General features: G+C 70.1%; 13 protein-coding genes and 1 pseudogene. 9 read left to right on the top strand and 5 right to left on the bottom strand.

The window, feature by feature from the left end; genetic code table 11:
• From ACIO52_RS29775 to ACIO52_RS29765, 3 genes and pseudogenes are all read left to right on the top strand, one after another.
• Window positions 1-573 (top strand): annotated as a pseudogene (locus tag ACIO52_RS29775) (pyridine nucleotide-disulfide oxidoreductase); the annotation flags it as partial.
• Window positions 574-584: 11 nt separating this feature from the next.
• Window positions 585-1,748: an Mrp/NBP35 family ATP-binding protein gene (locus ACIO52_RS29770; RefSeq protein ID WP_402648544.1), complete on the top strand. Its 1,164-nt coding sequence runs from the start codon at window positions 585-587 to the stop codon at window positions 1,746-1,748.
• A gap of 53 nt (window positions 1,749-1,801) precedes the next feature.
• Window positions 1,802-2,635, top strand: a complete 834-nt coding sequence (locus ACIO52_RS29765; protein WP_218716196.1) for an IclR family transcriptional regulator — start codon at window positions 1,802-1,804, stop codon at window positions 2,633-2,635.
• Between the two features lie 3 nt (window positions 2,636-2,638).
• Here the strand turns inward: ACIO52_RS29765 and ACIO52_RS29760 are convergent, their stop codons facing one another.
• Window positions 2,639-4,333, bottom strand: coding sequence for an FAD-binding dehydrogenase (locus ACIO52_RS29760; RefSeq protein WP_402648538.1), 1,695 nt, complete (start codon window positions 4,331-4,333; stop codon window positions 2,639-2,641).
• A gap of 95 nt (window positions 4,334-4,428) precedes the next feature.
• Here ACIO52_RS29760 and ACIO52_RS29755 point away from each other — a divergent pair, with 95 nt between their 5' ends.
• Together ACIO52_RS29755 and ACIO52_RS29750 are read left to right on the top strand one after the other, a co-directional pair.
• Window positions 4,429-4,644: a hypothetical protein gene (locus ACIO52_RS29755; RefSeq protein WP_218716198.1), complete on the top strand. Its 216-nt coding sequence runs from the start codon at window positions 4,429-4,431 to the stop codon at window positions 4,642-4,644.
• 273 nt (window positions 4,645-4,917) lie between these two features.
• A complete protein-coding gene (locus tag ACIO52_RS29750; protein WP_218716199.1) occupies window positions 4,918-5,490 on the top strand; it encodes a cutinase family protein in 573 nt (190 codons plus the stop codon).
• Between the two features lie 18 nt (window positions 5,491-5,508).
• Here ACIO52_RS29750 and ACIO52_RS29745 read toward each other — a convergent pair whose 3' ends face one another.
• Entirely contained in the window at window positions 5,509-6,111 is a 603-nt protein-coding gene (locus tag ACIO52_RS29745) for a TetR family transcriptional regulator (protein WP_316574661.1), read from the bottom strand.
• 142 nt (window positions 6,112-6,253) lie between these two features.
• Here ACIO52_RS29745 and ACIO52_RS29740 point away from each other — a divergent pair, with 142 nt between their 5' ends.
• The 4 genes from ACIO52_RS29740 to ACIO52_RS29725 are packed head-to-tail and all read left to right on the top strand — an operon-like array spanning window position 6,254 to window position 9,016.
• Complete coding sequence (locus ACIO52_RS29740; protein WP_402648534.1) at window positions 6,254-7,480, top strand: alkane 1-monooxygenase; 1,227 nt, start codon at window positions 6,254-6,256, stop codon at window positions 7,478-7,480.
• Window positions 7,480-7,656, top strand: a complete 177-nt coding sequence (locus tag ACIO52_RS29735) for a rubredoxin (RefSeq protein ID WP_218716202.1) — start codon at window positions 7,480-7,482, stop codon at window positions 7,654-7,656. The genes ACIO52_RS29740 and ACIO52_RS29735 overlap by 1 nt, the downstream gene beginning before the upstream one ends.
• Window positions 7,653-7,835: a rubredoxin gene (locus ACIO52_RS29730; protein WP_218716203.1), complete on the top strand. Its 183-nt coding sequence runs from the start codon at window positions 7,653-7,655 to the stop codon at window positions 7,833-7,835. The genes ACIO52_RS29735 and ACIO52_RS29730 overlap by 4 nt, the downstream gene beginning before the upstream one ends.
• Window positions 7,832-9,016: an NAD(P)/FAD-dependent oxidoreductase gene (locus ACIO52_RS29725; protein ID WP_402648530.1), complete on the top strand. Its 1,185-nt coding sequence runs from the start codon at window positions 7,832-7,834 to the stop codon at window positions 9,014-9,016. Before ACIO52_RS29730 ends, ACIO52_RS29725 begins: the two co-directional genes overlap by 4 nt.
• Before the next feature lie 82 nt (window positions 9,017-9,098).
• Here the strand turns inward: ACIO52_RS29725 and ACIO52_RS29720 are convergent, their stop codons facing one another.
• The 3 genes from ACIO52_RS29720 to ACIO52_RS29710 all read right to left on the bottom strand — a co-directional run bounded on the left by ACIO52_RS29720 (window position 9,099) and on the right by ACIO52_RS29710 (window position 13,832).
• Window positions 9,099-11,123, bottom strand: a complete 2,025-nt coding sequence (locus ACIO52_RS29720; RefSeq protein WP_218716205.1) for an SDR family oxidoreductase — start codon at window positions 11,121-11,123, stop codon at window positions 9,099-9,101.
• A 277-nt stretch (window positions 11,124-11,400) separates the two neighbouring features.
• Complete coding sequence (locus ACIO52_RS29715) at window positions 11,401-12,504, bottom strand: glycosyltransferase (RefSeq protein ID WP_218716206.1); 1,104 nt, start codon at window positions 12,502-12,504, stop codon at window positions 11,401-11,403.
• Complete coding sequence (locus tag ACIO52_RS29710; protein ID WP_402648526.1) at window positions 12,501-13,832, bottom strand: glutamate-1-semialdehyde 2,1-aminomutase; 1,332 nt, start codon at window positions 13,830-13,832, stop codon at window positions 12,501-12,503. The genes ACIO52_RS29715 and ACIO52_RS29710 overlap by 4 nt, the downstream gene beginning before the upstream one ends.
• Window positions 13,833-13,863 lie beyond the last annotated feature (31 nt).

Raw genomic sequence — 13,863 nt, 5'->3', positions numbered from 1 at the left:
CGCCCGCACAAGCTGTTCCTGCACTTCTTCGAGTCCCCGGCCGAGGTCATCGGCGAAAACGGCAAGGTCGTCGGTCTCAAGACCGAGCGCACCCAGCTCGACGGCACCGGCAACGTCAAGGGCACCGGCGAGTTCAAGCAGTGGGACGTGCAGGCCGTCTACCGCGCCGTGGGCTATCGCTCCACCGAGGTGCCCGACATCCCGTTCGACGAGGACACCTGCACCGTTCCCCACGAGGCGGGCCGCGTCCTCACCGCCACCGGACCGCTGCCCGGTGTGTACGTGACGGGCTGGATCAAGCGTGGCCCGGTCGGCCTCATCGGCCACACCAAGGGCGATGCCAACGAGACCGTGGCCTGCCTGCTCGAAGACCGGCCCACCTCGACCCGCCCCGCTCGTCCCGATCCCGGCGCGGTCCTGGAATTCCTCGCGGGCGCGGGCATTCCGTTCACCACCTGGGCAGGCTGGTATCGCCTCGACGCGCACGAGCGCGCGCTGGGCGCGCCCGAAGGCCGGGAACGGGTCAAAGTCGTCGAACGCGCGGACATGCTGCGCGCCAGCCTCTGCCGGTGAAGGACACACCCATGCCCCCGCCGAGCACCCCGACCGAAACACAGATCATCGCTGCCCTGGGCGAGGTCTGCGATCCCGAGATCGGCCGTCCGCTCACCGAACTGAACATGGTCGCGGCCGTCGTGGTGGACGCTCACGGCCACGTCGGCATCCGCGTCCTGCTGACGGTCGCCGCCTGCCCGCTGCGGGCGAGGATCAGCGAGGACATCCGGGCCGCCGTCACCGCGCTCCCCGGCGTCGCCGGTGTCGACATCGACTTCGGTGTGATGAGCGAAGACCAGCGCCGGGCGCTGCGCGTCCAGCTGCGCGGGCCGGACGCCGCAGCGGCGAGCGGGCCGGCCGACCCGGCGTCGCCGACGACGGTGTACTGCGTCGTGTCCGGGAAGGGCGGTGTCGGAAAGTCCAGCGTCACGGTGAATCTGGCGGTCGCGCTGGCCCGCCGCGGTCTGCGGGTCGGCATCATGGACGCCGACGTGCACGGGCATTCGGTCCCCGCGATGCTCGGCATCACCGTCGGCCCGACCCTGGTCGAGCGAATGATGATGCCGCCCAGCGCCTTCGGTGTCCGGGTCATCTCGATCGGCATGTTCGCCGACGGCAACACCCCCGTCGTCTGGCGCGGCCCGATGCTGCATCGCGCATTGGCGCAGTTCGTGCACGACGTCTACTGGGGTGAGCTCGACATCCTGCTGATCGATATGCCGCCCGGCACCGGTGACATCGCGATCTCCCTGGCCCAACTGCTGCCCGCCGCCCAGCTGCTGGTCGTCACGACGCCGCAGCGCACGGCGGCCCGCATCGCCGAACGGGCGGGCGCCGTCGCGGCTCGGACCGGGCAGCGGGTGGCGGGCATCATCGAGAACATGTCCTGGTACGACAGCCCGGACGGGACCCGGCACACCCTGTTCGGCGCGGGCGGGGCCACTGCCGTCAGCCGGGCGCTGAGTACGCTCCTCGACACCTACTGTCCGGTGCTCGGCCGGATCCCGTTCGATCCGGGCGTCTGCGCGGCGGGCGACGAGGGCGCTCCGTTCACCCACACCGCCCCGGAATCCGCGGCCGCCCGCGCCGTCGCCGACATCGCCGCGATCCTGGCCCCCACCAGCGCACCCCTGACCGGCAGACGCCTTGCCCTGACCGCGATGAACCGCTCGGTACAGCGAAATGGTGCGTAAGCGACACGGACGGCTCTAGTCTGTATCCGCTACACACTGTGGAGGTTGGATCAATGACGGTCGAGATCGTGACCGAGCCGGCGCCGGAGGACCTGTGGACCGGATCGGGCCGGGCCGCCGGTGCGCCGCCGACGTCGATGATCGAGCGGATGACGCTGATCCTCGACGCGTTCGACTCGACCACTCCCACCCTCACACTGCTCGGCCTGGCCGAACGCACCGGGCTACCGCGCTCCACGGTGCACCGGATCCTCGACCAGATGATCCGGCTGCGCTGGCTCGCGCACACCCCCGGCGGCTACCGGCTCGGGCTGCGCGTGCTGGAGCTGGGCGGACTGGCCGCTGAGCACAACGAGCTGCGCGAAGTCGTCGGTCCGCTGCTCTACGACCTGAGCCAGCGCACCGGCCTGATCGGTCATCTCGCCGTCCTCGACGGACGCGAGGTGCTGTTCCTGGACCGCGCGGGCGGGCGCAGCCAGGTCGCCATCCCCACCCGGGTCGGCGGACGACTGCCCGCGCACTGCACCGCGGTCGGCAAGGCGCTGCTGGCCACCCTCGAACCCGGCATCGCCGAGGCCTCGCTGCGCGGGGTCACCGTGCCGCGCACTGCCCGCACCATCATCGATCGCGCCGAACTGCATCGTGAACTGGCCCGGATCCGCAATCGGCAGGGCGTGGCCGTGGACACCGAGGAATCGCTGCCCGGTGTCGGCTGTGTCGCGGTGCCGATCCGCGGCCGCGGGGTCGCGCTGGCCGCGATCTCGCTGTCGGGCACGGTGCACGGCGACCGCAGTGCCCTCGACACCGCCCGGCTCGCGCGGGCGCTGGCCGAGGTGGCCAAGGAAGCGGCACGCGCCCTCGGCCCCCGGCACGGCCGCCCCGTCTAGCGCCTACTCGGTCGCCCGCCGCGCCATCGCCCGACCCGCCGCGCGACCCGAGAAGATGCACCCGCCCAGGAACGTGCCCTCCAGCGCGTTGTAGCCGTGCACGCCGCCGCCGCCGAAGCCGGCGACCTCACCCGCGGCGAACAGACCGGGGAACACCTCGCCGTCCGGTCGCAGCACCCGCGAATCGAGATCGGTCTGCAGGCCACCGAGCGTCTTGCGGGTCAGGATGTTCAGCCGGACCGCGATGAGCGGGCCGTGCGCGGGATCGAGAACGCGGTGCGGCTTGACCACGCGCCCCGCCTTGTCACCGAAGTACTTGCGGGCGTTGCTGATCGCGGAGATCTGCGCGTCCTTGGTGTAGGGATTGGCGACCTCACGGTCCCTGGCGACGATCTGGCGCTCGAGCGCGGCCGCGTCCAGCTTCGGTCCCCGGGCGATGTCGTTCATGCCGTCGACGAGCTCGGCCAGCGAATCGGCGACGACGAAATCCACACCGTGCTGTTTGAACGCCTCCACCGGACCCGGAGCGCCCTTGGCGACGCGGCTGCGCAGCGTGAGCTTGAGGTCCTTGCCGGTGATGTCGGGATTCTGCTCCGAGCCCGAGAGCGCGAACTCCTTCTCGATGATCGTCTGGTTGAGCACGAACCAGGAGTAGTCGTGCCCGGTCGACAGGATCCGGCGCATCGTCTCGTTGGTGTCGAAACCGGGGAAACACGGTGCGGGCATGCGGATTCCGTTCGCGTCGAACCACAGCGACGAGGGTCCGGGAATGATCCGGATCGCGTGATCGGGCCAGACCGGATCCCAGTTGTTGATCCCCTCGGTGTAGTGCCACATGCGATCTCGGTTGACCAGCGCCGCGCCGGCTTGTTCGGAGATGCCGAGCATTCGGCCGTCGACATAGGCGGGCACGCCCGAGATCATCGTCTCCGGGCACGGACCGAGCCGTTCGGTGGGCCAGTTGCGGCGGATCAGGTCGTGCGCGTGCCCGATGCCGCCGGAACTCACCAGCACCGAGGGCGCGTGGAAGGCGAACTCGCCCACCGTGTCCCGGTTCGAGGCGACCCCGCGCTCGGTGTCGCTGGGGGCCAGGACGCTGCCGCGGACCCCGGTGACGGCGCCGTCGGTGACGATCAGCTCGTCGACTCGGTGCCGGAACGCGAACCGCACCTGGCCGCGGACCTCGCCGACGAGCACGGGCTCGAGGAAGACCCGCACGACCTCGGGTCCGGTGCCCCAGGTCAGATGGAAGCGGGGCACCGAGTTGCCGTGCCCGTCGGCCAGTCCGCCGCCGCGCTCGGCCCAGCCGACCAGCGGCGTGACACGAAGACCCAAGGCGTGCAAGTAGTCCCGCTTCTCGTCGGTAGCGAACCGCACGTAGGCCTGTGCCCACTGGCGCGCCATCCGATCCTCGTCCTCGCGATCGAAACCGGCCGAACCGAGCCAGTCCTGCAGTGCCAGTTCATAGGAGTCCTTGATCCCGAGCCTGCGCTGCTCGGGGCTGTCGACGAAGAACAACCCGCCCAGCGACCAGAACGCCTGGCCGCCGAGATTGGCGCGGTTCTCCTGGTCGACCACCAGGACATTGCGGCCGGCCAGTACCAGCTCGTGCGTGGCGACCAGCCCGGCGAGGCCTGCGCCGACGACGATCGCGTCGGGGGTGAAGTCGTCGGTGGGCTCTGACACTGTGCTCGACATCCACGGAACGTAGCATTGGTGCGTCGGTGGCCGGGGGCAAGTGTTGGAAAATGCTCTGACCAGCGGCGTTTCGTTCGAGAGAGGTCTGGGAATCCATGAAAGTCCGAACCCGTACCGGTGCTGCCCTGCTCGTGTTCACGGTACTCGCCGGTCTCGGCGCCACCTCCTGCTCGCGGTCGGAGCGGTGGTGCGAGCGTGACCAGGGCGATGTCCTCGTCGAGAACTCCTACTGCGAGCGCGGCGTTCCCGGCTACGAGTGGGAGCCCGACCACGACAAGCCCAAGAAGAAGAAGAAGCCGAAGAAGCACTGATCCGCCTGCGGCCTTGTGTCGCACGATGATCCGAGACCCGACCGTGGCGCAAGAGATGCCGACTTCGCGTCGAGTCGATGCAGGTCAGCGGGTATCCCACCAGTGAGCACGCCGAATACCGTTGCGGTGGACGGTGATCGCTCGTCTCTCTAGTTCTCACAACGGCGTGAGTGGGTGGGTGCCATGACCAACCGGAAGGTAATTCGTATCGTCGCAGGACATACAGCGCGAGCGCTGTCGGTGTTGCTACTGGCCGCGGGGATCGGGACAGCGATGTCACCGGGACTGACGGCGATGGCGCAGAGTTGCGCCACGCTCGATGTCGTGGTCGCCCGCGGGACACAGGAACCCGGCTATCTCGGCTCGGTCGTCGGCGACCCGCTCTACGCGGTGCTGAGCGCGCAACTATCGGTCGACACCACCGCCCATCGGGTCGAGTACCCGGCGGATCTGCTGGTGCCCTCCTCGGTCAGCGACGGTACGAGGGCGATGACGACGCATGTGCTCGCTCAGGCCGCGGCCTGCCCCGACCAGCGTTTCGTGCTCGTCGGCTACTCGCAGGGCGCGGCGGTGACGCACGGTGTCCTCGGCTCGCCGGCGATGATGATCCTGCCCGGCATGTGGGTGCTGCCGCCGGAGGTGTCCTCGCGGGTGGTGGCGGTGCTGCTGTTCGGTGATCCGTTGCGGCTCGTCGGCGGCACGGTCGCGCCGTGGTACGCCGACCGCACCGCGAACTATTGCACCGCGGGCGATCCCGTCTGCGCGGGTGGGGTCTTCCCCACCGCGCACGGGGCCTACAGCTGGGCCTTCGCCAACGCCGTCGGGCAAGTCGACGCGCGGCTGTGAGCCCGCTGCCCGTCGTCGTCAGACGGCGGGCAGTACCCCGTTCAGGACAGCGCCGATCTGTGCCACCGCGCGGTCGACGCTGCCGGTCGGCTGGAACAGATGGCTCAGCGTCAGCCGGACCATGATCTCGACGAACGAGGTCAGTTCGTCGTCGGACAGCGCGTCGAGCCGGTAGTGCTCCCGCACGGTGCCGGTCAGTGTGGCGACCGCGCGGCCCAACACCGGCTCCGGATCGCTCATCAACGCGGGCAGCAGCGCGGTGTCGCCGTCCGCTCGGGCCGCGAGCACGGCCTTGATCAAAGTGTTGTCCCCGGCGTTGCGCAGCGCGTAGTCCGCGGCGGCGGTCATGCCCGCGATGGCGTCGGTGGGGTGTTCGGCCAGGGTGTCGGCGATGCCTGCCAGGTAGATGCCCAGCTCGCGCTCGATCAGGGCGTCGGCAAGGGCCTGTTTGGTCCCCATTTCCTTGTACAGGACCGGCCTGCTGACGCCGACCTCCTTGGCCACGCGCGACATGTTGACCGCGCCCCACCCTTCGGTGACGACCATGGTGCGGGCGGCATCGAGCATGCGGTCACGCAACAGCAGACGCATCTCGGCGTGAAAGTTCGGCGATTCGGCCACTCGATCATCGTACATGTGCTATCGAATCTGCTCGTTCATTGACAATTCCTCCTAAAGTGTATTCACTGGGAACACATCGCGCTATGTTGTAAATGAACACAGCAATGACCGAGCCGGTGTCTCGGCGATCAGGAGAATGACAATGACGACATCTCGCATCGACGACCACGAAGGGTCGACGGCAGTCCTGCGCTGGCGCGACCCCAAGCGCTACCTCTGGCTGTTCGGCCTGATCGCGCCCAGCGCGACGCTGCTGGCCGTCGCCTTCGTGTGGGCGTTCAACCAGCTGGGTTGGACCGCGGTCGCGCCGGTCTGGTGGTGGCTCGGGCCGATCCTGCTCTACGTGCTGCTGCCGATCCTGGATCGCTTCTTCGGCCCCGACGGCAAGAACCCGCCGGAAGAGGCCATGGAGCTGCTCGAGAACGATCGGTACTACCGGTACTGCACCTACGCCTACATCCCCCTGCAGCTGGTGAGCCTGGTGTTCGCCTGCTACCTGTGGACGGCCGACGATCTGTCCTGGCTCGGCATCGACGGCGGCCTCGGCCTGGTGTCGAAGATCGGCCTGGCCTTCACGATCGGCGCGATGGGCGGCATCGGGATCAACACCGCGCACGAGCTCGGGCACAAGAAGGACGAGCTGGAGCGCTGGCTGTCGAAGATCACCCTCGCCCAGACCGGCTACGGTCACTTCTACATCGAGCACAATCGCGGTCACCACGTGCGCGTGTCCACGCCGGAGGACCCCGCCAGCGCCCGCTTCGGCGAATCGTTCTGGACGTTCCTGCCCCGCAGTGTGTGGGGCAGCCTGGTCTCGGCCTGGGAACTCGAGCGCACCCGCCTCGAGCGACTCGGCAAGGGACCGTTCAGCATGCACAACGACGTGCTCAACGCCTGGCTGATGACGGTGGTGCTGTGGGCGGCGCTGGTCGCGGTGTTCGGCCCGGTGATCCTGCCGTTCCTGCTGATCCAGGCCGTGTACGGCTTCTCGCTGCTGGAGACGGTGAACTACCTCGAGCACTACGGTCTGCTGCGGCAGAAGACCGCCTCGGGGCGCTACGAGCGGTGCACCCCCGAGCACAGCTGGAACTCCGACCACATCGTCACCAACATCTTCCTGTACCACCTGCAGCGGCACAGCGATCACCACGCCAATCCGACCCGGCGCTACCAGACGCTGCGGCACATGGACGGCGCGCCCGAACTGCCCAGCGGCTACGCCAGCCTGATCGGCCTGGCCTACCTCACACCGCTGTGGCGCAAGGTGATGGACCCGCGCGTGCTCGCGCACTACGACGGCGACATCACCCGCGTGAACATCCAGCCCGCCAAGCGGGACAAGGTCCTGGCGAAGTACGGAGCGCGCTGATGGCCGCCTACACCTGTCCGGTCTGCGACTACCGCTACGACGAGACCACAGGCGCGCCCCGCGAGGGCTTCCCGGCCGGGACCGCCTGGGCGGCGATCCCCGACGACTGGTGCTGCCCGGACTGCGGGGTCCGCGAGAAGCTCGACTTCGCGCCGAGTGAGGAGGTGTCACGATGAGCGACTACAAGCTGTTCCGTTGCGTGCAATGTGGTTTCGAGTACGACGAGGCGCTCGGCTGGCCCGAGGACGGGATCGTGGCGGGCACCCGCTGGGACGACATCCCCGACGACTGGTCCTGCCCGGATTGCGGTGCGGCCAAGGCCGACTTCGAGATGCTCGAGGTGAGCCGCGGATGAGCGGCCGGATCGTCATCGTGGGTGCCGGCGTCGCCGGCGCGACCGCGGCCCAGACGCTGCGGCGCGAGGGCTACGCGGGGGAGATCGTCCTGGTCGGCGACGAACCGGACCTGCCCTACCGCAGACCCGCTGTGTCGAAGGAACTGCTGGCAGGCACCGGATCGTTCGATCGCGCGCTGCTCAAACCGGTGAAGTTCTGGGTCGACAACAGGATCGATCTGCGCCCCGTGTTCGGGGTGGAAGAGATCGATATCGACCGTGCGACAGTGCGATCGGGCACCGGCGAGGTGCTCGGCTACGACAGCCTGCTGCTGGCCACCGGGGCTCGGGCGCGGACGATCGACACCACCTCGACCCGGGTGCACACCCTGCGCACCCGCGCCGACATCGCCGCGCTCCAGGCGGCGGTCACCGCGGGCGGCTCGCTGCTGATCATCGGTGGTGGGCTGATCGGTTGCGAGGTCGCCGCCACCGTGCGGGGTCTGGGTGCCCGCGTGACGGTGCTCGATGCCGGAGCCGCGCTGATGGATCGGGTGGTGCCCGCGGCGGTGTCGGACGTGCTGCGGCGCCTGCACGAGGAACACGGCGTCGTGGTGGAGAACGGCGTGCTGACCACCCAGGTGGTCGACGCGGGCACCGGCGTCACGGCCACCGCTGCCGACGGGCGCACCTGGTCGGCCGCCGCCGCGCTGGTCGCCGTCGGGTCGGTGCCGGAAACGGCGCTGGCCGAGGCCGCGGGGATCGCCGTCAACGACGGCATCGTCGTCGACCAGCACTACCGCACCTCGGCGGCGGGGGTGTTCGCCGCGGGCGACGCCACCACCGGATTCCACCCGCTGCGTGGGGAATTCGAACGCGGTCAGCACTGGAACTCCGCCATGACCGCCGGTGCGGCGGCGGCCCTGTCGATGCTCGGGCACCCGGCCGCGCCCGCCGAGGTGCCGTGGGGCTGGACCGACCAGCACGGCGTCTCGATGCAGTTCGCCGGCTGGATTCACCCGCACGACGAACTGGTCGTCGACGGGGATCTGGCGGGCAAGGACTTCCTCGCCGTCGCTCTGCGCGATCGACGCCCGGTCGGAGCCGTCGCGATGCGCAGGCCCCGGGAGCTGCGCGCGATCCGTCCGCTCATCGCGGCCGGACAGCCCTGGCAGGCCACGGCGCCGGTGCCCACGCACTGATCGCGAGACCGGTCGCGACCGCGACGAACCGGGCCGCGCACGAGGTGATCGTGCGCGGCCCGGTGTCGTCGATCCAGGGCGACTACCAGTGCACGCCCGGCAGCACACGGCTCATCCGGGCCGCCGAACCCGGCATCACCATCAGCGGGGTGAGCACCGGAGCCAGGACAGTGAGCGCGTTGCGGCTGGGCTCGACCGGCGCCGCCGGCTCGGGGGCGGGCTCGGCGAGCACCGGCTTGCCCTGTGCCGCAGTGGATTCGCCGAAGAGCCGGAAGCCGGTGTGCATGATGGTCCGCTTGAGCGAGGGCAGGAACATCTCGACCGCCTGCGAGAAGGTGCCGACCGGGGTATCGATCCGGTCGGGCCGCTCCAGCATCGCGCGCACCACGATCCGGGCGGCGCGCTCGGGGTCGGGCAGTGGCAGGGCGCGGTAGAGATCGGTGGGGGCGATCATCGGGGTGCGCACCAGCGGCATCCGGATGGAGGTGAACGTGACACCGGCGCCACGGTTCTCGACGGCGGCGATATCGCTGAAATTGTCCAGCGCCGACTTGCTGGCGGCATAGGCGGCGAAGCGGGGAACCTTGGTCTGCACCGCGATCGAAGAGATGTTGACGATGTGGCCGAAGTGGCGCTCCCGCATCGACGGCAACAGCGCCAGGATCAGCCGCACGGCGCCGAAGTAGTTCACCGCCATCGTCCGCTCGAAGTCGTGCATGCGGTCCACCGAGTTGGCGACCGAGCGACGGATCGAGCGACCCGCGTTGTTGATCAGGTAATCGACATGGCCGTGCTCGCTCAGCAGCTGCTGCACGAGGCCGTCGACGGCCGTCGCGTCGGTGATGTCGCACGGGTAGGCGAAGGCGGTGCCGCCGTCGGCCCGCACGGATTCCGCTGCGGCGGTGAGGTCTTCGACGCCACGGGCCACCATGAGCACGGTGGCGCCGCGCTGGGCGACCGCGTGCGCGGTGGCCAGGCCGATGCCCGAGGACGCGCCGGTGATCAGCACGATCCGGCCCGCGAGCCGGTCGGCGTCGGCCGGGACCCGCCCGCGATGCGGGTCGAGGTTGGCACGCCAGAAGTCCCACAGCCGCTGGGCGTAGGTGTCGAAGGCGGGCACCGTCAGGCCGGGCAACTGCGCGCGGGTCGATTCGGCGACGAACTCGGCGGTGAAACCGACGTGCGGCGCGACCTCGGCGGGAATGCCCGCCTGTTCGAACAGGAAGTCGCGCACCGCGTGGGCGCCGGGCACGTGCCCGAGACCCGACAGCGCGCGGGCACTGCCGGGGACCGTGCCGATGCCCACCGGGCCACCCGCGGCGGTGGCCAGCGCGCGGTAGATCTCGCCGAAGGGCTGCGGCTCCGGGTTGACCAGGTGGAACGTGCGCCCGTCGAGTCCGTCCTTGCGCACCAGCCGGACCATCGCCTCGGCGACGTAGTCGACCGGAACGACATTGGTGGCGCCCAGATCGGGCAGGGGCAGCGGCAATTCGGCCGGCAGCGCCGAGAGGGCGTCGATCGCGGCGAAGAAGTAGTACGGGCCGTCGATCTTGTCCATCTCGCCGGTGCGCGAATCACCGACCACGATCGCCGGGCGGTACACCCGCCAGCGCACGTCGGTGGTTTCCCGGACGAGCTTCTCGGCGGCGAACTTGGTGCGGTGATACGGCGAGGTCAGGTTCTGGCCGAGATCGAAGTCCTCCTCGAAGAACTTCCCGCGGTGATCGCCCGCGACGGCCACCGAGGACACGTGGTGCAGCACGGCGTCGAGCCTGCGCGCCAGCTCGATCACCGAGCGGGTGCCGGCGACATTGGCCGCGTGCGCGGTCTCCTCGTCGGCGGTCATGTCGTAGACCGCGCCCAGATGCAGCACGTGATCGGCGCGCGGCGGCTCGTCGCCCAGGCCGAGGCCGTCGGCGGTCAGGTCGCCGACCAGCGCGAACACCCGATCACCGTCGGGATGCTGCGCGGTCAGCGCGGTGAACTTGGCCAGCGACTCGGCACGCACCAGCACGTGCACGATCGCCGTCGGGTCGGCGGCGAGCAGCCCCCGCACCACTCGCCGACCCAGAAATCCGGTACCGCCTGTCACGATGTAGGAAACCATCGCCCCTCCTGAAAATTCTCGAAACACGGTGTCGTGCAACAGTGATCCGGCATGCGGCGGTGGATGCGGCGATCAACGGTCGAAATCCAGCAGCACGTGGCTGGAGAGAAACCGGGCACATCGTCGTCCCGGCAGGCCCTCACCGTACTCGTCGGTAACCTTGCCGGGCAAGCTCGTGGCGCCCGGTCACCGTGTGGGAATTGTCACCGATCGTCGCAGGTCAAAGGGTGTGTGTGACAGTTGATTTCAGTAACTGCGAGTTTCGGACAACTTGTCGCTACCGGCCGGCGAGGACGTCGTCGACGACCCCGGCCATCCGCGCGCGGAACACCTCGGGGGCGAAGGTGAGCGCGTGGTCGCGGATCTTCGCCGGATCGTAGGTCGCCGAATCGAACTCGCCCATCAGCTCGGCCAGTGCCGCGACGACCTCGTCGTCGGTGCCTGCGGGCACGTAGGCGCCGACGACACCGGGCCGCACCGTGTCGAGTGCGCCGCCCGCCCCGACGGCGAGCACGGGGGCGCCGCACGCCATCGCCTCGACGGGCACGATGCCGAAGTCCTCGATGCCCGGCATCAGCAACGCCCGGCAGCGCCGGTACATGTCCTGCAACTGCGCGGCGGAGGTGGCGCCGAGGAAGGTGGTCTCCGGACCCGCGATCGCCGCGAGCTGGGCGCGAAAGCGGCCCTCGCCGAGAACGACCAGACGCACCCCGGCCCGCTGCGCCGCCCGGATCGCCAGGTCGGCGCGCTTGTAGGGCACCAGCCTGCCCGCGCACAGGTAGAAGTCCTCGCGGGCGAGGGCCGGGTCGGGAGTGAACCGCGCGACCTGGACCGGCGGATTGACCACCGAGGCGGGCAGTCCCCACCAGTCGGTGACCCGCTGCGCGACCGCGTGCGAGTTGGCCACCACGTGGGCGAGCCGCGGCGCGGCGCGCAGTTCCCCGCGGCGCGCCAGCGTGCCCAGCGCGGCGAGGGCGAGCTGCCCGGCGCGCCCACCCGCCTCCTGGGCGCGGAACTCGCGATCCCAGGCCCACCGGGCCGGGCTGTGCACGTAGGCGACGACGGGTGCGTCGGTGGCCAGGGCGGCCTGGGTGGCGAAGGCGTGATGGCTGATCACCACCACGTCGTGGTCGCGCAGCGGCAACCGGCGCAGCACGCGCGGCACCAGCGGCAGCAGGGGAGCGTGTCTGCCGCCGGTCAGGGCATGGGCGCGGCTGAGCCAGCTGTCGTGGACGGCGCCGACCGGTTCGCGGATCCCGCCCGGCGCGACGATCGGCGCGAAAACCTCGGCATCGGGCCAGGTTTCGACGAATTCACCGACCACCGCCTCGGAACCGCCGAACTCGGTGAAACGTTCGTGTACGAGGGCGACACGGGTCATCGGGAGGTGCTCGTCTCGATCTGTCGGGGGGCGGCGATGCGGCGCAGGGCGGGGGCGACCGGCCTGCCGCGCAGCAGACCCTCGACGGTGCCCCGGTCGATCGCGCGGCGATAGACCACGGCGGCCTCGGCGCAGGCGGCGACGGTGGCAGTCACGGCGGCGGCGTCGTGGGCCGCGGAGACGACGAAGGACTGACCGAGCACCCCACGCTGGAGCAGCTCCTGCAGGAACAGCGTCCGGAAGGCCTGGGACGCAGCACCTTCCGCGTCGAGGGTACGGAAGATCAGGCAGGACGGACGGCCCCGGACCTGGAGGTGGTCGGCGAGCCCGAGCTCGGCGGCGACGGCGTTCACGCCGTCGGCCAGGTCGCGCCCCGCCTGCTCCATCCGGGTGACCGGGTCCTCGGTGCGGTAGGCGTGCACGACCGCGCGGAACGCGGCCAGCGCCGAGGTCTCCGGGCCGTGCGTGGTCGAGAGCAGGAACACCCGGTCCCGCTCGGTACGCAGCCCGCCGAGCTCCATGTACTCGCGCTTGCCCGCGAGCGCGGAGATCGGGAAGCCGTTGCCCATCGCCTTGCCCCAGCACGACAGGTCGGGCGTGACGCCGTAGACGGCCTGCGCGCCACCTGCCGCCCAGCGGAAACCGGTGATCATCTCGTCGAACACCAGCAGTGTGCCGTGCCGATCACAGAGCGCGCGAACGCCTTCCAGATAGCCGGGCAGCGGCTCGGCCAAGGCGGTGGCGGCCTCGAGGAACACCGCGGCCACCTCACCGGCGGCCAGGGTGCCCGCCAGCGCGTCGAGGTCGTTGTAGGGGAACTTCACGGTGTCGACGGCGGGGATGCCGCCCGCCATCTCGGTGGTGCCGATGAACCAGTCGTCGACGGAGAAGAACGGCTGATCGCAGACGGCGATCCGGGTCCGCCCGGTGACCGCCCTGGCGAGACGCACCGCGGCGGTGGTGGCGTCGGAGCCGTTCTTGGCGAACTTGACCATGTCGGCGCCCGGCACCAGCGACAGGAAGTCCTCGGCGGCGAGCAGTTCCGATTCGGTGGGCCGGGAGAAGCTCGAGCCGTCGGCGGCGGCGCGCGCGGCGGCCGCGCACACCGGCTCGTAGCCGTGGCCCAGCGTGACCGCGCGCAGCCCCATCCCGTACTCGACGAACTCGTTGCCGTCGACATCCCAGACCCGAGCGCCCTTGCCGCGCACCAGCACCGGGGCCATGCCCTCGGGGTATTGGTCGCTGCCGCGCGCGTAGGTGTGCGCGCCGCCCGGAACGAGCTCGTGCAGCCGGGCCTGGACGGCCGTGCTGTGATCGAAGCTGCGCATCAGCGTTCCTCTCGGCTCGTGTCGGTCGGTC

It is taken from the genome of Nocardia sp. NPDC087230 (assembly GCF_044744725.1).
GTDB classification, from domain to species: domain Bacteria; phylum Actinomycetota; class Actinomycetes; order Mycobacteriales; family Mycobacteriaceae; genus Nocardia; species Nocardia canadensis.
Note: the sequence above shows the minus strand (reverse complement) of the source record. Positions and strands in the feature narration are given on the sequence as shown.

Excerpts from the sequence above, each read along its gene's own strand:
- ACIO52_RS29770 (WP_402648544.1), top strand. The coding sequence starts at position 585 with ATGCCCCCGCCGAGCACCCCGACCGAAACACAGATCATCGCTGCCCTG.
- ACIO52_RS29765 (WP_218716196.1), top strand. The coding sequence starts at position 1,802 with ATGACGGTCGAGATCGTGACCGAGCCGGCGCCGGAGGACCTGTGGACC.
- ACIO52_RS29760 (WP_402648538.1), bottom strand. The coding sequence starts at position 4,333 with ATGTCGAGCACAGTGTCAGAGCCCACCGACGACTTCACCCCCGACGCG.
- ACIO52_RS29755 (WP_218716198.1), top strand. The coding sequence starts at position 4,429 with ATGAAAGTCCGAACCCGTACCGGTGCTGCCCTGCTCGTGTTCACGGTA.
- ACIO52_RS29750 (WP_218716199.1), top strand. The coding sequence starts at position 4,918 with ATGTCACCGGGACTGACGGCGATGGCGCAGAGTTGCGCCACGCTCGAT.
- ACIO52_RS29740 (WP_402648534.1), top strand. The coding sequence starts at position 6,254 with ATGACGACATCTCGCATCGACGACCACGAAGGGTCGACGGCAGTCCTG.
- ACIO52_RS29735 (WP_218716202.1), top strand. The coding sequence starts at position 7,480 with ATGGCCGCCTACACCTGTCCGGTCTGCGACTACCGCTACGACGAGACC.
- ACIO52_RS29730 (WP_218716203.1), top strand. The coding sequence starts at position 7,653 with ATGAGCGACTACAAGCTGTTCCGTTGCGTGCAATGTGGTTTCGAGTAC.
- ACIO52_RS29725 (WP_402648530.1), top strand. The coding sequence starts at position 7,832 with ATGAGCGGCCGGATCGTCATCGTGGGTGCCGGCGTCGCCGGCGCGACC.
- ACIO52_RS29720 (WP_218716205.1), bottom strand. The coding sequence starts at position 11,123 with ATGGTTTCCTACATCGTGACAGGCGGTACCGGATTTCTGGGTCGGCGA.
- ACIO52_RS29715 (WP_218716206.1), bottom strand. The coding sequence starts at position 12,504 with ATGACCCGTGTCGCCCTCGTACACGAACGTTTCACCGAGTTCGGCGGT.
- ACIO52_RS29710 (WP_402648526.1), bottom strand. The coding sequence starts at position 13,832 with ATGCGCAGCTTCGATCACAGCACGGCCGTCCAGGCCCGGCTGCACGAG.